Source organism: Roseovarius sp. MMSF_3281 (assembly GCF_030733685.1).
Taxonomy (GTDB): Bacteria; Pseudomonadota; Alphaproteobacteria; order Rhodobacterales; family Rhodobacteraceae; genus Roseovarius.
The window spans coordinates 177,785-202,994 of record NZ_JASHIM010000002.1 but is presented as its reverse complement, the minus strand read 5'-3'; the positions used below and the strand labels follow the sequence as shown (position 1 = coordinate 202,994).

Below are 25,210 nucleotides of genomic sequence, written 5' to 3'. Positions count from 1 at the left end.
GCGTTAAGTCTGTCGCGTATTCTTTCGGAGAGGGACGATGGTCTTTTCGCGTGTAACAATATTGGTCGTTGTTCTTGGGGTTCTGGCTGGATGTTCGAACCGCGGTGACGATATTCAGCTAAGGCGGATCGACAAACCCGGCGAAGGTCCCGATGAATTTGCGATTCTACCGGGCAAGGAACTTCAGGCTCCCGAAGATTACGCTTCGCTTCCGGCCCCCACACCCGGGTCCGCGAACCTGTCGGACCAAAACCCAAAGGCTGACGGCGTCGCCGCCTTGGGCGGGAACCGTGCCGCGCTGGCGGTAGGTGCCGCCTCGCAACGTGATGCGGGGCTGGTGCAACATACATCGCGCTACGGCGTCCAATCGGGCATTCGCCAAACCCTTGCGCAAGAGGACAAGGAAGTGCGCCGCCGACATGGCCGCGTCAATATCCTGCGCCTTGGCCCGACCGATGACTATACAGATGCCTACAAGCGCCAATGGCTCAACAGTCACGCCGAGCAACGGCGCCTGCGCCGACTAGGCATTGAAACACCGAGCGCCCCGCCTCCGGCAACGGAATAAGCCGGGCGTTCACGGCTCCGTCAAGACGCTTGAAACTGGTCAGGTTGACCGTATTTTGATCACAAACCCCAGCTACGGAGTGTTTTCATGCGTCTGCTTCTTGCCGTGCTCATGGCAATGTCGACCTTCACCCTGCCATTACATGCCGATGACCAAGTGACCGCTTTCACCTTGGACAACGATATGGAGGTCGTGGTGATCGAAGATCACCGGGCACCTGTCGTCGTACATATGGTTTGGTACAAAGCCGGGTCCGCCGATGAAAAACCCGGTGTTTCGGGTGTTGCACACTTCTTGGAACATCTGCTTTTCAAGGGAACGGAAACGCTTGACCCCGGTGAACTATCCGCCACCGTCTCGCGCAATGGTGGCAGCGACAACGCCTTTACCAGCCACGATTATACCGCGTATTTTCAACGGGTAGCGGCAGACAGGTTGGAATTGATGATGCGGATGGAAAGCGACCGCATGGTCAACCTGCAACTTGATGAAAGCGATATCGCAACCGAACGCGATGTCATTATCGAAGAACGCAATCAGCGGGTTGAAAACAACCCCGGCGCATTGTTCAGAGAACAAAAAAGCGCTGCGCAGTATTTGAACCACAGGTATGGCGTACCCATCATCGGTTGGCAGCACGAGATGCAGCAGTTGGATCTTGCTGATGCGCTCGAGTACTACGAAACCTATTACGCGCCCAACAATGCCGTCCTTGTGGTCGCCGGTGATGTTCAGCCCGGCGAGGTCCGCAAACTTGCCGAGACCTACTATGGCGCGATTCCGGCCAACCCCGAATTGCCCGAGCGCAGCCGCGCAAAAGAACCAAGGCAAATGGCCGAACGGCGGCTGGCCTACGAAGATTCGCGTGTTGCACAGCCTTATGTCACCCGTAGCTATCTTGCCCCGGAACGTGACAGCGGTGCGCAGGAGAAAGCAGCGGCTCTCACATTGCTGGCTGATATCTTGGGTGGTGGCAGTACGTCGGTCATGGCTGAAAAGCTTCAATTCGATGACCAGATCGCCGTCCACACCTCCGCCTATTACCGGGGCAAATCACTCGACCAGACAACCTTGAATTTTTATGTCGTGCCAGCACCGGGTGTGACACTTGATCAGGCCGAAGACGGCTTGGACCGGGTCCTTACCGAGTTTCTGGAAACCGGCGTCGACCGGGCGCAATTGGACCGTATCAAGATGCAGGTGAAGGCTTCGCAAATTTACGCGCGCGACGACGTGAATGCGCTTGCCAACCGTTATGGTCGCGCCTTGACCCAAGGTTTGACGGTCGAGGATGTGCAGGCTTGGCCCGAGATTCTTCAAGCGGTCACGCCCGAGGACATCATGGCCGCAGCGCATGACGTTTTGGATCGAAAAAATTCCGTCACCGGCAGATTGATGGCCCCGGAGGTAACCCAATGATCCGTTATGTTTTCGCCATATGTCTGGCGCTCTTTGCGCTTCCCGCACAAGCTGAGCTTGACGTAGAAGAGATCACGACACCCAACGGCATTAACGCGTGGCTTGTCGAGGACCACAATATACCCTTCGTGTCTTTGGAGCTGCGGTTTCGCGGTGGTGCCTCGTTGGATGCACCGGAAAAACGCGGTGCTGTCAACTTGATGGTGGGCCTTTTGGAAGAAGGCGCCGGCGAGATGGATGCCCGGGCGTTTGCCAAGGCCACCGAAAGTATTGCCGCTTCATTCAACTACAGTGTGGATGATGACACTGTAAGTATCTCCGCGCGCTTCCTGACAGAAAACCGTGATCAGGCGGTGGACTTACTGCGCAAAAGCCTCGTTGATCCACGCTTCGATGATCAAGCAATTCAGCGCGTTCGCGCGCAGGTGCAATCCAACATTCGCTCTGCCCTCAAGGATCCACGTGATCTGGCCGGAATGGCGTTTGATAAGATTGTCTATGGGGACCATCCCTATGCCTCGTCTCTCATGGGGACGCTCGACAGCGTCGCAAACCTGACGCGCGATGATCTTGTTGCGGCACACGACGCCACTTTGGCCCTTGATCGCCTTCATGTAAGCGCCGTTGGCGATATCACGGCAGGGGAACTGAAAACGGTACTCGATACACTCCTTGCAGGATTGCCCGAACACGGGGCGCCGCTTCCCGGGCCGGCGAAGCCGAATCTTCCTGGGGGCGTCAAGATCGTTGATTTCGAGACACCTCAATCGGTCGCCATGTTTGCTCAGCCGGGAATCGATCGCGATGATCCTGATTTCTTTGCAGCTTATATTCTGAACCACATCTTGGGGGGCGGCTCTTTCGAAAGCCGTCTTATGAACGAGGTTCGGGAAAAACGCGGATTAACCTACGGTGTCTATTCCTATCTCGCTGACAAGGACGGCGCGCAACTTTGGATGGGTTCGGTGTCATCCGCCAATGATCGGATTGCCGAAGCCGTCTCCGTGATCCGGGACGAGTGGAGCCGCATTCGCGAAAACGGCGTAACTGACGAGGAACTGCAGGACGCCAAGACCTACCTGACCGGGGCGTATCCCTTGCGGTTCGACGGGAACGGACCAATCGCAAAGATCACCGTAGCGATGCAGATGGAAGACCTGCCTACCGACTATATCCTGAACCGCAACGATATGGTTGAGGCGGTCACCTTGGAAGATGTGAACCGCGTCGCCAAGGAACTGCTTGATCCTGAGCGCCTGACCTTTGTGATCGCGGGTCAACCCGAGGGCCTTGAAGGCACGATAAATTAGTGGAACGCCGCCCCAACGAAGGGAGGAGCGACCAGTTTCAGGACACCGCGTCGTTTGGTGCCGCCTCATGCGGTGGTTCTTGGCCGAGCGCGTCACCGTAAACGACTGGTGCAATCTACAGCCAGCATTTCAACAAAACCGGATCGGTGCATTTGCGTGATCGTGCCACGCAACACGGATGAGAGGATTCGCGCCATCATTCCCGGGCACCATACCTTGGCCTTCGAAGGCCGGCGCGGTTTTTCTGATGATTTCGGGATGCGATGCATCGCGATGGGTTGCAGCGTCAGTCGTATCAAACTAAAACAGTCAAGTAATTTGAGACAGCCACGCACCGCTTCTTACCGGGCGCAGCCATCGGACCACACTCCAAACTCCGAGGACGCCCATGACACAGCACCCCGCTGTCAGCCCTTTCGACATCCGTGCCTTTCAGGCTGAAAACCCCAAGATGCGTGCGCGCGATGCGTCGGATGCCCTCGGCATATCCGAGGCTCAACTGGTTGCTGCCAGTGTCGGCCATGGCGCCACGAGAATCGGCGCCCATCCCGACGGGATCATCCCCGCCGCCGAAGCGCTTGGCGAGGTCATGGCGCTGACGCGTGTCGGGGCCTGCGTACATGAAAAGATCGGTGAATACGGCAACTATCATCCCGGCGAGCATGCCGCGATGACCTTGACCGAGAATATCGACCTGCGCATTTTCCCGTCACATTGGGTCCATGCCTTTGCGGTCGAGTCCGAAACCGAGCAGGGTCCGCGTCGTTCGTTGCAGGTTTTCGATGCAGCGGGCGACGCGGTGCATAAGATTCACCTGCGAGACGCGTCAAACCATGACGCCTGGGCCGGGATTGTCGCAGATTTGGCCGTGGCGGACCAGTCAGACAGTCAGGCGGTCGAGGCGCGCAAACCGGTCGAAGGCCCTAAATCCCGAACCGACAAGGTGGATATACTGCGCGAGGAATGGGCCAAGCTGACTGATACGCACCAATTCCTGCGGCTGTGCTCGAAACTCAAGATGAACCGTCTGGGCGCCTATCGGATCGCAGGCGGCCCATGGGTGCGCCAGCTGGAGCCTGACGCCGCCGATGCGATGCTTCAGGCCATCCGCGATGCCGGGATCGAGGTCATGATCTTCGTCGGCAATCGTGGCTGCATCCAGATCCACACCGGACCAGTCCACACACTTAGGCCAATGGGGCCGTGGCAGAACGTGATGGACCCGGGGTTCAACCTGCACCTGCGCCTCGACAAGGTTGCCGAGGTTTGGGCCGTGGAAAAACCCACGCAACGCGGGCCTGCCGTATCGGTGGAAGCCTTCGATGCCGAGGGCGGGTTGATCTTCCAAGTCTTTGGCGTCGGCAAAGAAGGCCGGGATTCGCGCCCTGAATGGGGCCGGATCGTCGAAGCCCTGCCAACACTTGCGGAGGTCCCAGCATGAATTTCTGCCGCAAGAAATCCGGGGCCTACGTAGGTATATGGGCGGCAACGTTCAGTGCCATCCTCGCCCTGGCCGTCAGCGCACAGCAAAGCGCAGAGGTGCCGAACCCACATGCCGATGTCCTGTCGATCGGGGGATCCACGACGGAAATAGTTGCGGCCCTCGGTCAGCAGCACCGCCTGAAAGCCCGGGACACCACCTCGACCTACCCGCCCGAGGTGACCAACCTGCCCGATGTCGGCTACATGCGGTCCCTTTCACCTGAAGGCGTGTTGTCAGTTGGCCCGTCCCTGATCCTTTCACAGGAAGGGGCCGGACCACCCGAGGCACTGGAGGTCATCCGCGCGGCGGATGTGGAGTTTGTCGAAGTACCCGACGCGCTCAGCACCGAAGGCATCCTGCGCAAGATTGAAATCATCGGCACAGCGCTTGGCGTGCCGGAACGTGCCGATGCGTTGATCAACGAAGTCAAGGTAGACCTGTCCGGGGCGCTGGCCGATGCAGAGCGCCCGCAAGCCAACAAGACACGTGTGCTTTTCGTGCTGTCAACGAAAGGCGGGAAAATCAATGCGTCCGGCACCGGCACTGCCGCCGATGCGCTGATCCGCATGGCCGGCGGGGTGAATGCAATTACGGACTACGAGGGTTACAAGCAACTGTCCGACGAAGCCGTCGGCCTCGCCGCGCCTGAGGTTATCCTGATGATGGATCGAGGCGGCGATCATGACGTCGCAGATGACGAGTTGTTCGCGATGCCCGCGATAAAGCTGACACCGGCCGCGAAGACGCGTTCCGTGGTGCGCATGGACGGATTGCTGATGCTGGGCTTTGGGCCACGCACCGCCGAAGCCATACGCAAGCTGAACGACGAGCTTTATGATCAGGAAAGCTGAGTCTTGGCCGAGGCGGTAAATATCGAGGACGCCCCGAATGACCGGATGTCCCGCACGCGCGCGTTGCACTGGGGCCTTGCGGGCGCACTGGCGTTGGGCTGCATCGCAAGCCTTCAGGTAGGCGCAACGGACGTGACCTTGTCAGCGATGCTGGTAAAGCTGGTACAGGGCGAAGCGTTGAGCCAGATGGAACGCGTCGTGCTGTTCGATATCCGTCTGCCCCGACTTGCCATGGGTCTACTTGTGGGCGCGGCTCTGGCAGTTTCTGGTGCAGCGATGCAGGGGCTTTTCCGCAATCCGCTGGCCGATCCCGGCATCGTCGGTGTCGGTGCCGGTGCCGGCCTCGGCGCGATCCTGGCCATCGTGCTGGGCGCGCTTTTACCCTCTGCGATAATCAATATTGTGGGCAATCAGCTTGTTCCCTTTGCAGCGTTTCTCGGGGGCTGGGGATCGACCCTCCTGCTCTACCGTGTCTCAACCCGCCATGGTCGCACTTCGGTGGCCACGATGCTTTTGGCCGGGATCGCGCTTGGGGCACTCGCGGGTGCCCTGTCGGGCATCCTTGTCTACATTGCCGATGATCAGCAACTACGCGACCTGACGTTCTGGGGGCTTGGGTCGCTGGCCGGGGCAAGCTGGGCCAAGGTTCTGGCCTCCGGCCCGTTGATCCTGCTGTCCATCGGTGCGGCGCTGTTTCTGGGCCGTGGTCTCAACGGGCTCGCCCTAGGCGAAGCGACCGCCGCGCATATCGGCATCAATGTGCAGCGTATGAAATCCGTGGCCATCCTCGCCGTCGCCGGCGCCACCGGTGCGGCCGTCGCTGTTTCGGGCGGCATCGGCTTTATCGGCATTGTCGTGCCTCATCTATTGCGGCTTGCAACCGGCCCGGATCATCGCAGCTTACTGCTCAATTCTGCGCTGCTGGGTGCGCTCCTGCTGATCCTCGCGGATGTGATTGCCCGGGTGGTCATAACACCTGCGGAACTGCCCATCGGGATCGTAACGGCCGTGCTTGGTGCGCCCGTATTCCTGTGGATTCTATTGAAACGTCAGGGATTGGTCGAACTATGAGCCTGATCGCTGAAGACATCCGGGTCTTTTACGGCAAACACGAGGCCCTTCGCGGCGTAAGCCTGACGGCCCTGCCCGGAGAAGTCACCGCCATCGTCGGCCCGAATGGATCGGGCAAATCAACCCTGCTTGGGGCAATCACGGCCTCTCTGCCATTCAGGGGCAAAGTCAGCCTTAACGGGAAAGACATCGGCTCCATGAAGCCATGGGAGCTGGCCGCGCAACGCGCGGTCCTGCCACAAGCGTCGCGTCTGGCCTTCCCGTTCACCGTCATCGAAGTCATTCGTCTCGGATTGCAATCGGGGACCGCCGGGGACAGGCCCGAGGTGCCCATGCAGGCCTTGGCCCGGGTCGGACTGGCGCATTACGCAAACCGGACATTCCAGGAGCTGTCGGGCGGCGAAGCCCAAAGGGTCATGCTTGCCCGCGTCCTGGCGCAAGTCTGGGCCCCGGTCGAAGACGGTCAGCCGCGATGGCTTTTACTGGACGAACCGGTTTCCAGCCTTGATATTGCGCATCAGCTGCAAGTCATGGAAATCGCCCGAGACTTTGCCCGCGCAGGCGGCGGGGTGATCGCCGTCATGCATGACTTGAACCTTACCGCACTTTTTGCCGAACGTGTTGCAGTGCTGGCCGAAGGGCAGCGCCTTGCCTTAGGTGCGCCAGGCGATGTTCTGAACGACGACATCCTGTCGCGCGCCTATGGCTGCGCCTTGCGCGTTTCTGCCCCGCCGCCCTCGGGCATACCCTACATCCTGCCCCACGCGGCAACCATCTGAAAGGAAACCAATGCGACTTGTGAGCCTGTTCCTGGCCCTTGCCCTGCCCGCTTCAGCAGAACCCACGGCCGACATCGTCATTCTGGGCGAGGTACACGATAACGCGGACGCACATTTGGGGCAGGCCGCCGCTGTGCAGGATTTACGCCCCACAGCCGTCGTCTTCGAGATGCTTACCCGTGAGGAAGCGGAACGCGCCGATACTGACCGCAGCCAGACCGCCGCCGCATGGGAAGCCAGCGGCTGGCGCGATTTCCCGATCTACGCCCCGATCTTCGACGCCCTCGGAGACGCGCGCATCATCGGTGCGGCAGCCCCGCGCGAGGCGATCCGCGATGTTTATAGCGAAGGCGCCGCCGCCCTGTTCGGCACAGGAGCAGCGCGTTTCGATCTTGATAAGCCACTGGGAGAAAAGCAGCGGCAGAAACGTATGCAACTGCAGTTCGAGGCGCATTGCGAAGCCATGCCAATGGAGATGATGGTCGGCATGGTTGCTGTCCAACGCTATCGCGATGCGGTCTTCGCCCGCGCGGCACTCGAAGCGCTTGAAAACTACGGGCCGCCGGTTGCCATGATCGTCGGGAACGGGCATGCGCGCAACGATTGGGGTGTGCCCGCGATGATCGCCAGAGCCGCCCCCGAGATCACAACCCATTCCATCGGCTTTGTAGAAGCCGACACCGGTGTTCCTTTTGATGAAACTCGACTCGTCCCTCTGGCCGAGCGGGACGACCCCTGCCAATCGCTTGAATCCAACTGAGGAGCTGAAAATGTACCTTGCTATGAACCGTTTCAACGTACCTTTGGAACACGCCGCCGAGTTCGAAGAGCTTTGGCTGACTCGCGAAAGCAAGTTGCAGGACATGGATGGTTTCGTGTCCTTCCACATGCTGAAAGGTCCCGAGGAGGACGGGCGTATCCTCTATGCCTCACACACTGTTTGGCAGACCGAGGAGTGTTTTCGCGCCTGGACGACAAGCGAAGAATTCCGCGTATCCCATGCCCGTGCCGGTCAAAGCCGCAAGTTGCACGAAGGTGCACCGCGCTTTGAAGGTTTCAAAGCGATTCAAAAGATCGACGCCCTGCAATCGGCGTGACACCGGTTGCCAAGCGGACAGCGCCCGCCGCTCTATGCGTTTCTCGGGTTGGGTGGCTTTGAGGTGTCCCCGAGCGCGCAGCATGACAATGTCACGCCGGAATCAACAGTGATCATTTAATCGAGCGCTTGCAGGATTGGCACCGGCCCTTGTCGGCTTGTCCAAACATGCGGTCAAGATTCTTGACTGAATTTGTCGGATTGATGTAAGCAGATGGCATTATCCGACTCATTTGATCGGAATTTGCCAGTGCATCGTCTTGATGCCCGTCCAAGCCACCGTGAACGGCAGCCCGGATGTTAACCGAAAGGAGCAGACGTGATGACAGCCGAGTCCGAGGCACAAGACGGTAGGCACCTGCCAACCAGCCCCGCTTGGCGCGAGATCATTATGTCCGGCGCAGACAGCGGGCAGATCGAAAAAATCGCCTACAAGCATCTGCTCGACGTTCAGCGCGACCAAAAGAACGTATCCGGAAAGGGTAGATAAGGCTGATGCAGAAGAATCCGAAACCGTCATCTACGTATCAAAGCGATGACGCGGTCATCTATGACGCGCGTGACTTGATTCCGAATGGTGTCAAAGCCGACATCGTCCTGGATGGCCAAACCTACAACCTGCGCATCACCCGCGCCGGCAAATTGATCCTGACGAAATGACGAATGCACAGCACACCCCGGGAACCAGCGTGGTCGGCAAGCTGACAGACATTGCGCCGTGGGAAGCGGAATTGATTCTGTCGATGCGGTTCTGGATGGATGGCCCAGAAGGCCAAGCCGAAGTTTGGGGCGGCTTTGCCCGCTGTTTTGGTGCCGCCGAAGGGCGGGCTGAGATGCGTGGCTTTGAATCCCTCTTCACAAGCATTTGCACCCACGCCCGTCGACCACTTGTCCGGCACGGGCTCGGCTGTAACTGCATCGGATCGGACGAGGCGATCCTACGAACACTGGTACGAGAAGCAGCGCGCGGAGATCTGGCCGAGGCCGCCATGATCGCAAGCTTGCTTGTTCCCGCCTGCAACGCCGAGCAAATCGCGCTTCTGGCAGCACAGGTCGGCAGGGCGATGCAACGCATGGCACAACGGACACCCACCCAGAAACCGACCCGATCACAAACTGGAAGCCGCATCCTTCATTGAACAACGCAACCAAGCCAGAACAGGCTTCGTGCCCAGAACTCCAGCGAGGTAACATGCTCAAAGTACCCAGCCCCTGCATCAGCGTCTGCAAGTTCAAGCGCGAAGGCCATTGTATTGGCTGCTCCATGACCAAGGCGCAAAAATCAGCCTTCAAGAAACTGAAGAAGAACGCCCACCGCAAAGCCTTTGTCGAGCTGGTAATCGCACAGCAAGCCGTGATGGGGCACTACAAACACTGGGAACAGGCATATGAAAAGCGTTGCCGCAAGAAGAATGTGGCACCGACGGTGATAGATGGCGGCAAAGCTGCCTGAAGACAGGATGACCCGAATGCCAAGGAAAAGGATCAACTAAATATGACCGCAGCCCTGCGTCAGGTTTCAGATGAATATAGTTTCGGTACGACGGAAGCCGTCGACTCGGATTGCTTTCTTGAGCATCTGCGCCAAGTGTCGCGCGTCAATCGGTGCAAAAGTTATATAGACATGTTCGGCGCTTGCGCCGCCTTGTCGGGAAACAACCACGTCGCCACGCAGGCGGCTTCCGAAGTGCTCGTGCGGTGCCTGTCCCAGGCGCTGGGCCGTCGGCCGGTGCTTCTGCGCAGGGGCGAGCGAGAAACCTCCTTTGACGAAGACTGGCTGATCGCGGTGGCGCGCAGCCTGAAAACCGGTGACGACGCCAGCACCACCTTCCTTTTGAATTCGCGCGTACCAAAACACGCCCGCCGAAATCTGATCTTTCTCCTTCGCCACTTAGTTGACAACTTCTCTCGGATTTAGAATTATTCTAAAAAGACTTGCTCTTGCTTTTATTGGCTCATAAGCTGCTCCCGCAAGCCAGCCACATGCCAGCCAGCATATAAACGCTTGACGCAGGAGGCCCCCTTGACACAAACCGCCCAAACGCTCTCAATCGACGCAACCACGCAGATCGCCGAAGCGCTTAACCAGTGCGTTGCTGAAACAGCAGTAACCACCATGCTCGCCCAAAACTTTCACTGGAACGTAACCGGGATAGCTTTTGGCCCGCTGCACGATCTGTTCCAAAAAATCTACGAGGACCATTTTGTCGCGCAAGACGATCTGGCCGAACGGATCAAGGCACTTGATTCCCATGCGGAAGGCACCCTCGCCGGGATGCTGAAGCGGTCGAAAGTGACCGAGGTGGATGACGTACCCAGTGCCGAAGAGATGATCCGCCTCATGAAAGAAGCACAGGAAACGCTTGCTGAAACCATTGCGGGCGCCGGTGAACTCGCCGCTGGCCACGGCGACACCTTGACCGAGGATATGTGCATTGCCCGTGGTCAGGTTCACGAGAAATTCGCCTGGATACTGCGGGCGCATCTGGCCTGAAGCAACAGAACTGCGGGCCATCCTCCTGCGATCGCCAGAAAGACATACTGATTTAGTTAGGTATTGAAGCCAGACTTGCTGGGTGGTAACACGTTGCCGTCCAGCAAGGGATTATTTCCCCAGCCAGATGACGCCCCTAGAAATCGAAGGCTGGAGATATGTTCAAAATCAAACTGGATCGTGCAGCCATCTGTCTGGCTGCTTGCTTGATGGGTGCCCCTGTTCTCGCGCAAGAGGACCAAGGCGCTTATGTATCTATCGAACTCAATGCCGCGCAGCCTGTCGAAAATGGCTGCCGGATCAGTTTCTTGGTACAGAACGGACATAATCTCGACATCGAACAGGCGGTATACGAAGCGGTCCTCTTCGACACGGAGGGCCGTGTTGACCGGCTGACCCTCTTCGATTTCGGCGCCCTGCCATCTGCACGTCCACGTGTTCGCCAATTTGTCGTGCCCGGCCTCGCGTGCCCGTCGTTGAGTCGCCTGCTCATCAATGGCGCTGAAACTTGTGCCGGCGACAACGTACCGGACAGCGCTTGTAGTACAGATCTAGAACTGCGCAGCCGCACCGATATCGAGGTGCTGGGATGATCGTCAGCATTCAAGAAAGCATCCTGCGTATCGCCGAACTTGGTGGACCAGTCGTCTTGCTGCTTTGCGCGCTCTCTGTACTGGTTCTGACTGTTGTCCTTTACAAGCTCTGGCAGTTCAATGCTGCGGGCGTTGGACGCCACAAGGCCCTGCGGGATGCCATCTCGGCTTGGGATTCGGGGGATCGGACGGCCGCGCGCGATCACCTTGGACAATCACGCAGCTACCTTGCCCCCGTGGTTGCCATGGCGCTTGACGGCCAGACCGATGCCGCCCGCCTCGAAGCCGAGGCCGAGGCGCGTTTTGCCCGGTTGGAAAGCGGTTTCCGGCTACTCGACTCCGTGGCGCAGCTTGCGCCGCTGCTGGGTCTGTTCGGTACAGTTCTAGGTATGATCTCCGCGTTTCAGGCCCTTCAGGAAGCTGGCAGCCAGGTCGATCCGTCGATCCTCGCTGGTGGCATTTGGGTTGCCCTTTTGACCACTGCGGTCGGCCTTGCCGTGGCCATGCCTACTGCCGTGATCCTGAGTTGGTTCGAGGCACGCATGGACGCCGACCGCGTTCTGGCCCAGAAGGCCGTGCACACGGTGCTTTCGCCGGAAGGTCATAGCGCCACTACGAATCCGCAGGGAGCCCCCGTCCATGCGTAGCATGCGGCGGAGGCGCAGGCTGTCAATGACGTCCTTGATTGATGTCATCTTCCTTTTGCTCCTGTTCTTCATGCTGTCCTCGACCTTCACCCGTTTCGCCGAAGTCGAATTCATTTCAGCGCGCTCTGGCGGCGCCGCAACGACCGAGCGTCCCGTTTTCCTGTCACTTGCTGCGGAAACATTACGCGTGAATGGATCCGAAACGGCTTTCGACAGCTTACCGGGATCACTGGACGAGCACAGAAGCGGTGATGCGCCGCTTAAGGTTCTCGTCTCGACCGGGGCCAACGTCACCGCGCAGCGCCTGACCGACCTGCTTGTCGCGTTGCGCAAAATTCCGCAAGTCACCGTCACCGTGCTGGAGGCGACATGAGACGGCACCACCCAAGAGCCGAACGCGAACCGACCATCCCACTGATCAACATCGTTTTCCTGATGTTGATCTTCTTTCTTGTGGCGGGCACGCTGGCCGTCCCGCTCGACAAGGAGTTGCGGCTGGTCAGCACCGGTGACGTAGAGGGAGCCGCCCCCGCCGACGCGCTGTTGTTGCATGCCGACGGGCGCATGACAAACCGTGGAACTGAGGTCACCTCGGCCGGGGCATTCATCGAGGGTCTTCCCGAGAATATGCGCACCCGTATCCGGATCGTGCCCGACCGCGACCTGCCCGCGGCGTCATTGGTCGCACAGGGCCGCGCCCTGCGCGAGGCAGGCGCGGAAAGCGTGGTGATCGTCACCGAACGGGGGTTGGAATGATACGCCACGCCGGCCTCGCCAAGCTTGTAGCCCTGTCTGTTGCACTTGTACTGCACGGCGCCTTCGTCGTTGCGCTGGTATCGCGCGAATCGATTGAAATTGAAGGCGCCGATGGCGCCGCCGAGGTGCGGTTGGGCAACGCCTTTGCGGATATGTCTGCCGGAACGCTGAGCGCCGAACACCCAGAGAAGGCCGAGGTCGCCACATCACCTGAAACCACCGACTCTTTAGACGTGGACCCCGCCGAGACGACACCGCCCGAGAACGCCCAGGAAACGGTTCAACCCGAGCAATCCGAGAGCGCGCAGCCAGCGCAGGTGGAACGCCTGTCGTCTGAGCCGACCGCAGCAACTGTCGATAGTGAAACGCCCGAGCAGGTCACGACCGCACAAGCGGTGCCCGTTGCACGTGCAGAGGCATCCGCGCCGGATCAGGCAGCGGCCAGCGCGCCCTCGGAGGCAGAAGCCCTTAAACCGGCATCAGTTTCGGATCGGGTTGAGGGGGAAGCACCGAAAAGCGCTGCTGTGACTCGCTCGTTGCGGCCCAAACGGCGCAGCACGGAGTTCGAAGCCACGCACAAGCCGGTACGGGAGGCCAAACCCAAGCCGCAGCCTAAGACAAAACCCGCCGAAAAGGCGAAGTCCGCGCCCGGCAATGCCAAACGCAATGCCCGCGCAGGCGATGCGAAAGGAAAGCGCGACGCCGAAGCGCGGCAAAGCGGCACGCGCGGCCGCAAACAAGCCGTGGGCAATGCCGCCGCCAGCAATTACCCCGGTCTGGTCATGCGCAGACTGTCACGTGCGGGAAAACCGCGTGTGAACGCACGCGGTGCCTCTGTCGTCGCCTTCAGGATCAGCGCCAATGGCGCGCTTGGTTCAGTGTCACTGGCGCGCAGTTCCGGTTCTTCCGCCCTCGACAGGGCCGCACTGCGCCTGGTGCGCCGCGCAGCCCCATTCCCCAAACCGCCACAGGGGGCACGGCGAAGTTTCTCGATTCAGATCAAGGGAAGATGACCAACACAGGCGCCGCCCCAAATCCGACTATTTAAATCGAGAATTGCAAATCCCTACTGTATCTGTCAGAAATTCATCAAACGGTTTCGCACTCTCCTGCGCCGACCGCTGTCAATGATACCATCAGAAAGGAACTTGCATGGCTCGCTTTTTCATCACCACAACGGCGTTCGCGCTTGGCTTGGCGGGCGTGTCTCAGGCGCAAACCGCCAACGAAGTGCTCGAAACCTATGCGACCATCGCGGAAGCAAAGTACGAAGACAGCCTTATCGCCGCACAGGCACTGGAAAAGGCCATTGCCAACCTGACGGAAAACCCGTCGGCCGAGACGATGAATGCCGCGCGCGAGGCTTGGCTGGAATCTCGCGTCCCCTACCAGCAAACCGAGGTTTTCCGCTTCGGCAATGCCATTGTCGATGACTGGGAGGGCAAGGTGAACGCATGGCCATTGGATGAGGGGCTGATCGACTATGTCGACGGCGCTTATGGCGGGCCGACCGACGCAAACCAGCTTGCCGCGCTAAATGTCATCGCCAACCCGACCTTCACCCTGTCCGGCGAAGAGATCGACGCGTCCCGGATTACATCCGATCTGCTGGAAAACACCCTGCACGAAGTCGACGGTATCGAGGCAAACGTGGCAACCGGCTACCATGCGATTGAATTCCTGCTTTGGGGGCAGGACCTGAACGGGAACGGCGATGGAGCCGGCAACCGCCCCTGGACCGACTACGCGCAGGGCGATGCCTGTACCAATGGCAATTGCGACCGCCGGGCGCAATATCTGGAGGCGGCAACCAAGCTGCTGGTGTCGGATCTGGAATGGATGACCGCACAATGGGCGGAAGGCGGCGAGGCCCGTGCCAACCTGATGGCAGACGAAAAAGCAGGTCTTTCAGCGATCCTCACCGGTATGGGCAGCCTTTCTTATGGCGAGACAGCCGGCGAACGCATGCGCCTTGGCCTGATGCTGAACGATCCGGAAGAAGAGCACTCCTGCTTTGCCGACAACACCCACAATGACCACTACTACAACAGTGTCGGCATCCAGAGCGTTTATCTGGGCAGCTACACACGCACCGACGGCACCACCATCAGCGGCCCGTCCCTGTCGGATCTGGTCGCCGCCACGAACCCGGAACTGGACATGGAGATGCGGGTTCGTCTGGCGGACGCCGTCCTTGCACTCGGTCGAATCAAGACCGCCGCCGAGGCGGGCTTCGCTTATGATGAGATGCTGGCGCGAGGAAACGACGGCGGTGAAGCCCTCATCATGGGCGGCGTCGAGGGGCTGATTGCCCAGACCCGTTCCATCGAACGGGTGGTTACCGCGCTTGATCTTGGCGGAATCGAGATCGAAGGGTCCGACAGCCTCGACAATCCCTCCGCCGTGTTCCAGTAACACGGTCTCGCGGGAGGCGCCATTCGGTGCGCCTCCCGCGGTTTCGAAGAACCGGGTACTGCCATGAAAAAACTTGCTCTTCTGTCGCTGCCGCTTGCAGCGGCTTTTGCATTCCCGGGCACCGGCCTGACCGATAGCGATAGGGCCACGCCATGGGCAGAGCTTCGGGATATCCATCTTGATATCGTGCCCCGCACCGCTGACGAGAGCGCCCGCATCGCTGCGGTGACTGCCCTGCCAAGCGATTTTTCCGCCCCATGGGCCTTCGAGGAGAACGCAGGCGGCTCCCAGACCGTACGGGCGCGCGATACGGCAGATGCCTTTTCCCAACCAGCGGCGAACCTGACCTTCGAGCAAGAACTCGATTTCCGCGTCGGCAACGGGATGTTCCGCCGAATCTGGGTCTCGGCCCCCTCCTCCACGATTGCCTCTGACGGCCTCGGCCCACTCTACAACGCGCGTTCCTGCCAGCGTTGCCACTTGAAGGACGGCCGCGGCCATCCACCCGAGGGCCCGAGCGACACCGCCGTGTCGATGTTTCTGCGCATCTCGATCCCGGCACCCAACGCGGACGAGATCGAACGCTACATCGCCGGCACCCAGCACACCGCACCCGAGCCGACCTACGGCACACAGCTTCAGGACTTCAGCTTACCAGGGCACGCGCCCGAATACCGTCTGCAAATCGACTACGAGGAAGAAGTGATCCCGCTTTCGGGGGGCGAAACGGCAAGCCTGCGGCACCCCACCTACAACGCATCCGATCTTGGCTATGGGCCCCTGCACCCAGACGCCATGCTCTCCCCTCGTGTCGCACCACAGATGATCGGGATGGGTCTGCTGGAGGCAATCCCGACGGAGGACATACTCGCTTGGGCCGATCCCGACGATGCGGATGGCGACGGGGTTTCGGGCCGCCCACAGATCGTCCTGAGCCAAGTATATGATCGCCCAATGCTGGGGCGTTTCGGATTGAAGGCCGGGAAACCAACCGTTCAGGAACAAACGGCAAGCGCATTTGCAGGCGACATCGGCATTTCCAATCCCATCCACACTGCGGGATCGGGGGAGTGTACCGATGCGCAGACCGATTGCACCGCCGCGCTTGATGGAGGCGACGCCGAACAGGGCGGTTTCGAGATCGACCAGGTCGGGCTTGACCTTGTGACCTTCTACAGCCAGACGCTGGCTGTGCCCGCGCGTCGCGACGTGGACTCACCAGAGGTATTGCGCGGGCGCGAGGTCTTCTTCGAGACGGGTTGCGCCGCTTGCCATTGGCCCAACTACGTCACACACCGGTTGAAGGGGAATGACCCCGCCAGTTTCCAGTTGATCTGGCCCTACTCGGACCTGCTTTTGCACGATATGGGGCCGGGGCTTGCCGACAACCGCCCCGAAGGCCGCGCCAATGGACAGGAATGGCGCACGGCGCCGCTCTGGGGCATCGGGATGACCGAGACGGTTTCGGATCACACGTATTTCCTACATGATGGTCGCGCGCGGTCGCTGCTTGAAGCGGTGCTCTGGCATGGCGGCGAAGCGCAAGCCGCGCGTGACCGGGTCGTCGAGATGTCGCCGGGAGACCGCAGCACCCTGATCCGCTTTCTGGAGAGCCTATGAAACTGATTTCTGCCGCCTTACTGAGTTTCATCCTCGCTCCGCCGGCTATGGCCGCCGTGAATGACGCGCTCAACGATCATATCCTGCCAGGGTACGCGGGGTTTGCAGAGGCGACAGAGGATCTCGCACAGACCGCGAGGGAGGATTGCCGCGCGAAAGCCCTGAAACCTTCGTTCCACACGGCCTTCGACGCGTGGATGCCGGTAGCTGACTTGCGGCTCGGCCCTTCCGAGACCGGCGCGCTCTCCATAGCCTTCTGGCCTGATTCGCGCGGGTTCACCCCCCGCACGCTTGGGCGCTTCATCGCCGAGGAAGACGCGGTCGCAGGAGACGTGGACGGGTATGCCGACGTATCAATCGCGGCGCGTGGGCTCTTTGCGCTGGAGATGCTGGTTTTCGACTCGGAATTTTCCGGCTACGCTCGGGGCAGCTATACCTGCCAGCTCGTCGAGACCATTGCCGCTGATTTGGATCGACAGGCAAATGCACTCGCCACCGCGTGGAAGACCGCATATGCGGATACGCTCAACACGGCGGGCGAAGCGGGTAACGCCACCTACCTGACCGAGGAAGAGGCGGTCCGGGCGATCTATACCCAGACCCTCTCGTCGCTGGAATTCACCGCCGACCGGCGGCTTGGCGCACCGATGGGTACGTTTGACCGCCCGCACCCCACCCGCGCCGAGGCCCGGCGCTCTCAGCGCAGTCTGCGCAATGCGATTTTGGCCGCCGAGGCCGCCCGTGATCTGGCAAGCGCGCTCGTGGAATGGGACCTGCCCGAGACCGACGCGGCGCTGGACCACGTCCACGAAACCGCGACCCGAATCGAGGACCCGGCCTTTCAGGATGTGACCGACCCGCAGGCCCGTCTGCGTGTCGAGGTGCTGCAACAGGCAATTCGTTCTCTGAACGAGGCGATCCAGATCGAGGTCGGCGCACGGCTGGGCATCGCACCAGGCTTCAATTCACAGGACGGAGACTGAAACCATGATCCATCGCCGTGGCTTTCTTGCTTCTCTTCTCGCTGCCGGTGTCGCGCCGGGCCTTGGCTGGGCTGCGGCGGGCAACCCGTCATACCTTGCTGCGGCCCGGGAATCGGACGGCGGCTTCGCACTCCATGGCCTTGATGCACAAGGCGCATCGACCTTCCGTGTTCCTCTTCCGGCACGCGGCCACGCAGGGGCCGGCCACCCCTCCCGCGCTGAAGCGGTGGCCTTCGCGCGGAGGCCGGGATTGTTCGCCCTCATTCTGGATTGCACGCGCGGGGACGTGCTTCATCAACTCACGCCCCCTGATGGTCGACAGTTCAACGGTCACGGCGTCTTTTCAGACGATGGAGCCACACTCTTCACCAGCGAACAACGCAGCGACACAAGCGAGGGCATCATCGGTGTCTGGGATGTGGCACCGGGCTATAACCGCCGTGGTGAATTTCCAAGCGGCGGGATCGGTCCCCATGAGCTGCGCCTGATGCCAGATGGCAAAACACTGGTCGTCGCCAATGGCGGTATCGCCACAGATCCGACCGACCGCCGCAAACTGAACCTGTCAACCATGAGGCCGAACCTGACGTATCTGACATTGTCGGGACAGATCTTGGAACAGGTCGAACTGACGCCGGATCTTCGGCAAAATTCCATCCGACACCTCGCAGTACGTCACGATGGCCTCGTCGGCTTCGCAATGCAATGGCAGGGCGAGTCCGGCGCCGCGACACCATTGTTGGGATTGCACCGGATGGGCAATGCACCTGCCCTCGCACAAGCACCCCTCGCCGATGAACTCGCGATGCAAGGATATGCTGGCAGCGTCGCCTTCGGCGGCAACGGCAACGAGATTGCCATCACCTCACCCCGAGGCGGCCGGATGCACAGGTTCACTGACAAGGGCGACTTCCTGCAAGCCGTGTCTCGCGCAGAAATCTGCGGTCTTGCGCCGATGGGCCGCGGGTATCTTGCAAGCGACGGGCTGGGCGGAATTATATCAATCAATGCAACGGCTTCGGCGCCGCTCACAAAGGCCCATTGTGCATGGGACAATCATATCGTTTCGCTATGAGCCAACCGGGCTTTTCTGCGGCGCAGCTGCAGCGACCGTGGCAGGACCCCGTTTCCCGTGCGTTCATGCATAACGCCGCGCATACCTCATACTAGCCCTTTCAATCGTTGTATCTCATGCGCGTCTCATGGGTACGGCCAGTCTCTACCCAAGCAAGTGCTAATTGGAATGAAGCAGCTTCTGTCAGGATGATCCCCGCCCATTGCGGAAAGATGATAATTCACAAGCTCAACGAGTTTTCCCGCGTTCTTCATGTGTGGCCTTGTCAGCAGGTTTTGCACCACGACCGGATTGCCGAGACCGATTGCAATGAAGCGGACAGGCATGCGCATTGGCAACGCCTGTCAATCAATCGAATAGCTTCAGGCCCCGAACAATACTGCGTGCATGGTTCGTCCGGGGATCAGAGTGAAGGCACCTGCAAGCATCAGCGCCGTGATATAAAGGGCGAGCATCGCAGAGCGATGTGCTTTTATCCTGCAGGCCCGTGCCGCGCGGATTGCATACCAAAGCGTGACCAGCGTGATCACCGACAGAATGTGTATCGGCGAATAGGGTCCGATCATCTTGAACTCGTGAATCCAAAAGCTGGACCCGGCGACAAGGGCCATCACCCCTACCCAGCTATAACCAAGCACCAGATGGACCTTCGTGCCTTTCGGCATCGCGAACTGCACCGCGCCAGCGCCCATCGCAACGAGTGCAGCAAGAGCATGGGCGGAAACGATCAGCCCATCATTCCACAGCGGTTGCCAGGTCACTGCGGCTCCTTCCGTAGATGAACGAAAGCACCAGGCCTTCCGCGAGCACAACGAATGTCCAGAAGAAAAGCTCAAGGCCCACGAGGATGAGCGGTTCACGGAACATGTTGAAGGGTGTGTGAAACTCGAAGTAAAGCGCCATCAAAGCCCAGAGCACCAAGGCGAACCGCAGCCCGCGCTGCAGCCGGGTCTGACCCAGGGCCGGCTCGATCATCATGAAAACTAGCCCGTGGATCGCACCGACCACGAGACCATAGGCCATGTAGAGCAGCCCGTTTTCGAACATCAGCGGACGCGGCTTCATCTGAAAGAGCACATCGATAACCTTGGCGGACTGGATGTCCGGATCGAACAGGATAGGTGCGCCAAGCTGGAAAAACAGCAGGTTGCTCAGGACATTGGCGAGCGTGAAAGCAACCAGCCCGGCGATGGGGGCAAGAAGAATCTTGGGCATCTGGATTTCTCCTTTTCTGCATGCGAACACCAAAGACTGGCGGCAGTCAGGTCATCGCGCGGACCGGGCCTGTTGTGCAAGGCCACTTGTGGAGTGATTGAACCGTCAGCAGCGCAGAACTTGATGGAGAGGATGCCCCACTCCATCAAGATCAAGGCGAAGCGCTTTAGGCTGATCACACGGGCTGAACGGTCGGACGGAACAGGATTTCGTTCACGTCCACGTTCTCGGGCTGCGATACGGCAAACGAGACCATGTCGGCCATGGTGCTGGCAGGAACAGCGATCTGGCTGACAAAATCGCGCACATTGTCTCCGAGTTCGGGTTCGGTGATGTGCTGGGTCAATTCAGTGTCAACGGCGCCCGGCGAAATGACCGTAACACGCACGTTGTAATCCTTGACCTCTTGTCGCAACCCTTCGGACAGAGACCGGACAGCGTGCTTGGTCGCGCAATATACCGCACCGGAAGCAACAGTGATGTGGCCGTAAACAGACGACACATTGATCACTTGCCCCGATTTCTGTTCCTTGAAGATCGGCAGCGCCGCGGCGATACCATACAGCGTGCCTTTCATATTCACATCGATCATCTGGTCCCATTCATCGATCCGCAGGCTTTCCAGCGGTGAAAGCGGCATCAGACCCGCGTTGTTGAAGATCACATCAACCCGACCGAAGCTGTCCCTCGCAGTGTCGACAAGCGCCTGAACATCCTCACGCTTGGTAACATCCGTGGCGACGGCAATCGCTTCTCCGCCGGCATCGGTGATGTCTTTCACGATACCATCGAGCCGGTCCAAACGCCGTGCACCAAGTGCAACCTTCGCGCCTTTCGCAGCAAGATCGCGGGCGGTTGCCTCGCCCATGCCGCTGGAGGCGCCAGTGATGACGATGACTTTTCCTTTGATGTTTTCGGACATGGTTTTTCCTTTCGGATTGGACAAGGTTATTTGACGACGACCAATACCTGGTCACCTGAGAATCTGCCTGAAATCGGCGTTTCGGATCAGTCGACTGGCTCGATACGAACCCGAATGGACCCATCCTGAATCAAAGCGTCGATAGGCCCATCGAATTCACCCAGACGGACAAGGCCGCGAGAGGCCTGGAACGGCTTGTAGAAAATCGCGAGATTGCCCCACGGCGCGTATAACGTGATGTCGCCCGTCTCGGGCTTATAGCTGGCAGGCGCACCGGAGGTATCAAGTTTGCGCGGAAGGTCCGCGACCTTCTCGATCCCGTGGTAATCCGAAAGCGTCAAGTCCAGCGGAAGCATCGCGGCAAAGTCCTGCCCTGCAGTAGTGTCCTCAAGTGTGGCGAACAAGACGTCACCACCGACGATCATCTGGATTTTGGTCATGGCGGGTTGGTCCTTGGGTTTTGATATGGTTTCGGCCAGCGCCGGACTGATAAGGGAAAGTACTGACGATATCGCCAAAGCCATGATCTTGGTATTGGGCCGCTTCATCATCCAAATCCCCTCGGTCATAATTGAAATAACCCGATATGCCGTATCTTTAATCCACAGTTTCATACTACCTCTCATGAGGGGGATTCATCAATTCTCCCGTGATACCTGCGCTTTGCGCGTAAGAATCTGAACTCGATTGATGAATTGGGCTTATGGGCGCATCCCGGAAACCACCCATTTTCCGGTGATCGGGACATGTTATTTCCGGGTTTCGTCGGGGCAGGCCAACAGATGGTCGCCCGAAGGCTTCAAAGCAAGGAGACGACCTGACATGAAACAAACGCTTGGGTTCTCACTCATACTTACCTTGACCGCCCCTGCGGCACTTGCACAATCAATGGAAATCACCCGTTCCGCAGACCGGGAAGGGTTCATTGGCAGTGAGGAGGTTTTTACTGGAACCGCCTACATCGAGCCGGTTTTCCCGGCCAATGATCCTTTCGCCGTCAACGCCGGACAGGTGAGCTTTCTTCCAGGGGCCCGGTCGGCCTGGCACACGCACCCGGCAGGGCAGATGTTGATCGTGACGTCCGGCACAGGCTGGGTGCAGGAACGCGGCGAACAGAAAGAAATCATGCAAACTGGCGATGTCGTGTGGTGTCCGCCCGATGTCGAACATTGGCACGGCGCGACCGATACAACGGCGGTAACGCATGTCGCCGTGCAGCAGTTCAAAGGCGGCGAGAATGTCATCTGGGGTGAGCACGTCACGGATGCAGAGTACGGCGCAGACTGATTGACAAAACCGCGGCCCGCCCTGACGGGCTGCGTGAAACCACGCCCTCTCCTTAAGCAATTCGGCACAATCAATCGACACATGAGGTATACGCATATATCGTGAGCATGGCGCAATGATCCCAGTGCGGCAGATCAGGGGGTTCCACATGCTCAGAGAAAACATTCAAGACCTGATCGCACTTGCCGCGGTCGCAGAGGAACGCAGCTTCACCCGCGCCGCCGCACGCCTGAATGTTTCGCAATCCGCGTTGAGCCATACCATCAAGGCACTGGAACAACGGCTTGGATTGCGGCTTCTCACACGAACAACCCGATCGGTTGCGCCTACGCTGGAAGGCGAGGACCTTTTGGCAACTTTGAACCCGTGTTTCGCGAAAATCGAGTCACGACTGCAGGCTCTTAACGACTCTCAGGGCCCGCCTTCGGGAACAGTTCGGATCGCCGGTGTGGAATACGCGATCGAGTCTCTCCTGTGGCCCAAACTCTCGCCGATCCTGAAGCAATACCCGGACGTCAAGGTCGAGTTCGTCATGGACTACGGATATACCGACTTGGCCGAGGCGCAATGCGACGCGGGCGTGCGCTATGGCGACCAAGTGAGCGAAGGCATGATCGCCATGCGTATCGGACCTGACGAGCGCATGGTCTGCGTGGGCGCACCATCCTATTTCGAAACGTACGGGACACCCGATACACCACACCACCTTGTAAATCATCAATGTATCAATCTGCGCCTGTCGAACCATGGCGCGCTTTATGCGTGGGAGTTCGAGGATACCGACGGAAACGAAATCCGCGTGAAAGTACAAGGGCAGGCAATCTTCAACACGATCAATCCCGTGCTGAGGGCGGCGAAAGACGGCCACGGTCTTGCACTTGTCCCCGAAAGGCTGGCACAGGAGCTTCTGGACAAGAAAGGTTTGCGGATCTGTCTCGGCGATTACTCGCCCCATTTCCCCGGATTTCATCTCTATTATCCCAGTCGGCAGCGGCCCTCGTCGGCGTTCGGGGTGGTTCTGGATGCACTGCGAGAGCGGGGTTGAGCATTTATTAGCCTTGATCATCAATGTAGTGAGAATTTGGGCTATTATTCACGATACTGGGCAACATCATATTGGCGGTGATTGATTTGATCTCGCCAAAGGAGTTCCCGATGAAGACCTACATCACCGCCTCCGCTCTTGCCTTGATGGCCACCACTGCCACGGCGCAAGATGTTTCGCAAACATTGCCGGGCGCCGTTGGCCGTGTTGCCCCAGCGCTGGAAGCCTTGTCCAACGAGGATCTTTTCGGGTCGGTCTGGGCCGACGAGGCGCTGTCGATGCGCGATCGTGCGCTCGTGACCTTCGCCGCTCTGGTAACGCGCCACGAAACCGGAAACCTGGGTGCGCATGTTGCTCTTGCGTTGGACTCGGGCGTGTCGGCGGCGGAAATTTCCGAAACGATTACGCATCTTGCATTCTACACAGGCTGGGGAAATGCCACGGCAGCAGCCGAGGCCGCCGCCCCGATATTCGAGGAACGGGATATCAATATCGAGACGTTACCAACGGCGACTCCCGATTTGCTACCATATGACGAGCAAGCGGAAGCAAGCCGTCAAAAGTTTGTGCAAAGCACATATGGCAATGTAAATCAGGGCGTCGTCGACAATACAGAGCAACTTCTTTTCCTCGATCTTTGGCGCCGTCCGGCTCTGGAACCGCGCGACCGGAGCCTGATAACCGTTGCAGCCCTGATCGCCGCTGGACAGCCCGAGCAGATGACATTCCACCTGAACCGGGCGATGGACAATGGCATGACCCAAGGTGAGGCCGGGGCGATGCTCTCGCATCTGGCATTCTATGCCGGATGGCCCAAGGTTTTTTCGGCAATGCCGGTGGCAAAGGACGTATTCGAGAGCCGCGCAGAGTAAGATAAGACACCGGGGCCTTCGCGCCCCGGCCGAGATGCCGAAAAGGAGACAAGCATGAAGATCGGAATCCTTGGCTCGGGACTGATGGGGAGTAAGCTCGGTACGCTATGGGCACGAGAGTGTCACGAGGTAACCTTCTCATATTCTCGTAGCGCGCAGAAGCTCGAACGCCTCGCGCGGGAATGCGATGGCTTTCATGGTTCTGTTTCCCATGCTGTGGACACATCGGATGTTTTGTTGCTCTCCGTTCACTGGTCCCGAATCCAAGATGTTCTGGAGCAAGCGGGCGATCTGTCCGGAAAAGTCGTTCTGAACTGTTGTGTTCCCCTCAACGAGGCCAATAGCGAGATCATCGTGGGTACGACGACCTCGGGCGCCGAAGAACTGGCCCGGTTGCGGCCAAAGGCGCGTTGGGTGTCGTGTTTCAACACGGTTCCATCCGAAGCCTTCGGGCCGGTATATTCCCGCAAGAGTGGCAGCCGGCGCCCGCAGGTATTGATACATGGCGACGACACGGGCGCGAAAGACGTCGCAGGCGGCCTGATCCGAGAGATTGGCTTCGAGCCGCGTGAGGCAGGCCCCCTGCGAACGGCGCGCTTCGCCGAGCCCTTCGCCATGATCACCGCCGAGTTGGCCTATTCACAGCCCGGCGGCCCGGCCCTCACTTATCGTTTTGACAAACTGCGCTGACTGCGCGGGAAGGAATGAC

The 25,210-nt window shown here is 59.4% G+C and carries 32 protein-coding genes; 28 read left to right on the top strand and 4 right to left on the bottom strand.

The genetic code is table 11. The annotated features are described in order from the left end of the window. The first annotated feature begins 37 nt into the window (after positions 1–37). The 24 genes from RBB32_RS03620 (at position 38) to RBB32_RS03505 (ending at position 19,160) form a co-directional block, all read left to right on the top strand. On the top strand, positions 38–568 hold the full coding sequence (locus RBB32_RS03620) for a DUF3035 domain-containing protein (RefSeq protein ID WP_306151318.1): 531 nt from the start codon (positions 38–40) through the stop codon (positions 566–568). A gap of 87 nt (positions 569–655) precedes the next feature. Next, positions 656–1,987 carry a M16 family metallopeptidase gene (locus tag RBB32_RS03615; protein ID WP_371931008.1) on the top strand — a complete coding sequence of 444 codons (1,332 nt, stop codon included), beginning with the start codon at positions 656–658 and terminating at the stop codon, positions 1,985–1,987. Then, positions 1,984–3,297, top strand: coding sequence for a pitrilysin family protein (locus RBB32_RS03610; protein ID WP_306151317.1), 1,314 nt, complete (start codon positions 1,984–1,986; stop codon positions 3,295–3,297). Before RBB32_RS03615 ends, RBB32_RS03610 begins: the two co-directional genes overlap by 4 nt. 388 nt (positions 3,298–3,685) lie before the next feature. Continuing rightward, on the top strand, positions 3,686–4,738 hold the full coding sequence (locus tag RBB32_RS03605; RefSeq protein WP_306151316.1) for a hemin-degrading factor: 1,053 nt from the start codon (positions 3,686–3,688) through the stop codon (positions 4,736–4,738). Then, positions 4,735–5,631 carry a hemin ABC transporter substrate-binding protein gene (locus RBB32_RS03600; protein WP_306151315.1) on the top strand — a complete coding sequence of 299 codons (897 nt, stop codon included), beginning with the start codon at positions 4,735–4,737 and terminating at the stop codon, positions 5,629–5,631. Before RBB32_RS03605 ends, RBB32_RS03600 begins: the two co-directional genes overlap by 4 nt. A gap of 45 nt (positions 5,632–5,676) precedes the next feature. Then, positions 5,677–6,702, top strand: a complete 1,026-nt coding sequence (locus tag RBB32_RS03595) for an iron ABC transporter permease (RefSeq protein WP_306151591.1) — start codon at positions 5,677–5,679, stop codon at positions 6,700–6,702. Then, the gene (locus RBB32_RS03590; RefSeq protein ID WP_306151314.1) at positions 6,699–7,481 is read left to right on the top strand and encodes a heme ABC transporter ATP-binding protein; all 783 of its coding nucleotides are present in this window, start codon (positions 6,699–6,701) and stop codon (positions 7,479–7,481) included. Before RBB32_RS03595 ends, RBB32_RS03590 begins: the two co-directional genes overlap by 4 nt. A gap of 10 nt (positions 7,482–7,491) precedes the next feature. Beyond that, on the top strand, positions 7,492–8,241 hold the full coding sequence (locus RBB32_RS03585) for a ChaN family lipoprotein (protein WP_306151313.1): 750 nt from the start codon (positions 7,492–7,494) through the stop codon (positions 8,239–8,241). Positions 8,242–8,251: 10 nt separating this feature from the next. Then, a complete protein-coding gene (locus RBB32_RS03580) occupies positions 8,252–8,578 on the top strand; it encodes an antibiotic biosynthesis monooxygenase (protein WP_306151312.1) in 327 nt (108 codons plus the stop codon). A 321-nt stretch (positions 8,579–8,899) separates the two neighbouring features. Next, the gene (locus RBB32_RS03575; protein WP_306151311.1) at positions 8,900–9,067 is read left to right on the top strand and encodes a hypothetical protein; all 168 of its coding nucleotides are present in this window, start codon (positions 8,900–8,902) and stop codon (positions 9,065–9,067) included. A 5-nt stretch (positions 9,068–9,072) separates the two neighbouring features. Then, positions 9,073–9,237 (top strand): hemin uptake protein HemP, encoded by a 165-nt coding sequence (locus RBB32_RS03570; RefSeq protein ID WP_306151310.1) that lies wholly within the window; start codon positions 9,073–9,075, stop codon positions 9,235–9,237. Then, entirely contained in the window at positions 9,234–9,716 is a 483-nt protein-coding gene (locus RBB32_RS03565; protein WP_306151309.1) for a hypothetical protein, read from the top strand. Before RBB32_RS03570 ends, RBB32_RS03565 begins: the two co-directional genes overlap by 4 nt. Positions 9,717–9,769: 53 nt before the next feature. After that, a complete protein-coding gene (locus RBB32_RS03560; RefSeq protein WP_306151308.1) occupies positions 9,770–10,030 on the top strand; it encodes a DUF1289 domain-containing protein in 261 nt (86 codons plus the stop codon). Positions 10,031–10,072: 42 nt separating this feature from the next. Next, the gene (locus RBB32_RS03555; protein ID WP_306151307.1) at positions 10,073–10,495 is read left to right on the top strand and encodes a hypothetical protein; all 423 of its coding nucleotides are present in this window, start codon (positions 10,073–10,075) and stop codon (positions 10,493–10,495) included. Positions 10,496–10,600: 105 nt separating this feature from the next. Then, positions 10,601–11,071, top strand: a complete 471-nt coding sequence (locus tag RBB32_RS03550; protein ID WP_306151306.1) for a Dps family protein — start codon at positions 10,601–10,603, stop codon at positions 11,069–11,071. Positions 11,072–11,229: 158 nt separating this feature from the next. Further along, a complete protein-coding gene (locus RBB32_RS03545; RefSeq protein ID WP_306151305.1) occupies positions 11,230–11,664 on the top strand; it encodes a hypothetical protein in 435 nt (144 codons plus the stop codon). Then, complete coding sequence (locus RBB32_RS03540) at positions 11,661–12,311, top strand: MotA/TolQ/ExbB proton channel family protein (RefSeq protein ID WP_306151304.1); 651 nt, start codon at positions 11,661–11,663, stop codon at positions 12,309–12,311. The genes RBB32_RS03545 and RBB32_RS03540 overlap by 4 nt, the downstream gene beginning before the upstream one ends. Beyond that, the gene (locus RBB32_RS03535) at positions 12,304–12,684 is read left to right on the top strand and encodes a biopolymer transporter ExbD (RefSeq protein WP_306151303.1); all 381 of its coding nucleotides are present in this window, start codon (positions 12,304–12,306) and stop codon (positions 12,682–12,684) included. The genes RBB32_RS03540 and RBB32_RS03535 overlap by 8 nt, the downstream gene beginning before the upstream one ends. Next, positions 12,681–13,067: a biopolymer transporter ExbD gene (locus tag RBB32_RS03530; protein ID WP_306151302.1), complete on the top strand. Its 387-nt coding sequence runs from the start codon at positions 12,681–12,683 to the stop codon at positions 13,065–13,067. Before RBB32_RS03535 ends, RBB32_RS03530 begins: the two co-directional genes overlap by 4 nt. Then, entirely contained in the window at positions 13,064–14,080 is a 1,017-nt protein-coding gene (locus RBB32_RS03525; RefSeq protein ID WP_306151301.1) for a TonB family protein, read from the top strand. The genes RBB32_RS03530 and RBB32_RS03525 overlap by 4 nt, the downstream gene beginning before the upstream one ends. A gap of 139 nt (positions 14,081–14,219) precedes the next feature. Beyond that, on the top strand, positions 14,220–15,482 hold the full coding sequence (locus RBB32_RS03520; protein WP_306151300.1) for an imelysin family protein: 1,263 nt from the start codon (positions 14,220–14,222) through the stop codon (positions 15,480–15,482). Between the two features lie 63 nt (positions 15,483–15,545). Further along, on the top strand, positions 15,546–17,102 hold the full coding sequence (locus tag RBB32_RS03515) for a di-heme oxidoredictase family protein (RefSeq protein ID WP_306151299.1): 1,557 nt from the start codon (positions 15,546–15,548) through the stop codon (positions 17,100–17,102). Further along, on the top strand, positions 17,099–18,085 hold the full coding sequence (locus tag RBB32_RS03510) for an imelysin family protein (RefSeq protein WP_306151298.1): 987 nt from the start codon (positions 17,099–17,101) through the stop codon (positions 18,083–18,085). The genes RBB32_RS03515 and RBB32_RS03510 overlap by 4 nt, the downstream gene beginning before the upstream one ends. Before the next feature lie 4 nt (positions 18,086–18,089). Beyond that, the gene (locus RBB32_RS03505) at positions 18,090–19,160 is read left to right on the top strand and encodes a DUF1513 domain-containing protein (RefSeq protein WP_306151297.1); all 1,071 of its coding nucleotides are present in this window, start codon (positions 18,090–18,092) and stop codon (positions 19,158–19,160) included. Positions 19,161–19,522: 362 nt separating this feature from the next. Here the strand turns inward: RBB32_RS03505 and RBB32_RS03500 are convergent, their stop codons facing one another. The 4 genes from RBB32_RS03500 to RBB32_RS03485 form a co-directional block, all read right to left on the bottom strand. Further along, positions 19,523–19,921 carry a DUF2306 domain-containing protein gene (locus tag RBB32_RS03500; protein ID WP_306151296.1) on the bottom strand — a complete coding sequence of 133 codons (399 nt, stop codon included), beginning with the start codon at positions 19,919–19,921 and terminating at the stop codon, positions 19,523–19,525. Further along, complete coding sequence (locus RBB32_RS03495; RefSeq protein ID WP_306151295.1) at positions 19,896–20,375, bottom strand: hypothetical protein; 480 nt, start codon at positions 20,373–20,375, stop codon at positions 19,896–19,898. The genes RBB32_RS03500 and RBB32_RS03495 overlap by 26 nt, the downstream gene beginning before the upstream one ends. Before the next feature lie 175 nt (positions 20,376–20,550). Next, positions 20,551–21,297 (bottom strand): SDR family oxidoreductase, encoded by a 747-nt coding sequence (locus RBB32_RS03490; RefSeq protein WP_306151294.1) that lies wholly within the window; start codon positions 21,295–21,297, stop codon positions 20,551–20,553. An 86-nt stretch (positions 21,298–21,383) separates the two neighbouring features. Beyond that, positions 21,384–21,866, bottom strand: a complete 483-nt coding sequence (locus tag RBB32_RS03485; RefSeq protein ID WP_306151293.1) for a cyclophilin-like fold protein — start codon at positions 21,864–21,866, stop codon at positions 21,384–21,386. Positions 21,867–22,119: 253 nt separating this feature from the next. Here RBB32_RS03485 and RBB32_RS03480 point away from each other — a divergent pair, with 253 nt between their 5' ends. The 4 genes from RBB32_RS03480 (at position 22,120) to RBB32_RS03465 (ending at position 25,191) form a co-directional block, all read left to right on the top strand. Next, positions 22,120–22,584, top strand: a complete 465-nt coding sequence (locus RBB32_RS03480) for a cupin domain-containing protein (protein ID WP_306151292.1) — start codon at positions 22,120–22,122, stop codon at positions 22,582–22,584. Between the two features lie 148 nt (positions 22,585–22,732). Further along, a complete protein-coding gene (locus tag RBB32_RS03475; RefSeq protein WP_306151291.1) occupies positions 22,733–23,629 on the top strand; it encodes a LysR family transcriptional regulator in 897 nt (298 codons plus the stop codon). 110 nt (positions 23,630–23,739) lie between these two features. Further along, positions 23,740–24,501: a carboxymuconolactone decarboxylase family protein gene (locus tag RBB32_RS03470; RefSeq protein WP_306151290.1), complete on the top strand. Its 762-nt coding sequence runs from the start codon at positions 23,740–23,742 to the stop codon at positions 24,499–24,501. A 54-nt stretch (positions 24,502–24,555) separates the two neighbouring features. Then, a complete protein-coding gene (locus tag RBB32_RS03465) occupies positions 24,556–25,191 on the top strand; it encodes an NADPH-dependent F420 reductase (protein ID WP_306151289.1) in 636 nt (211 codons plus the stop codon). Positions 25,192–25,210: the final 19 nt, after the last annotated feature.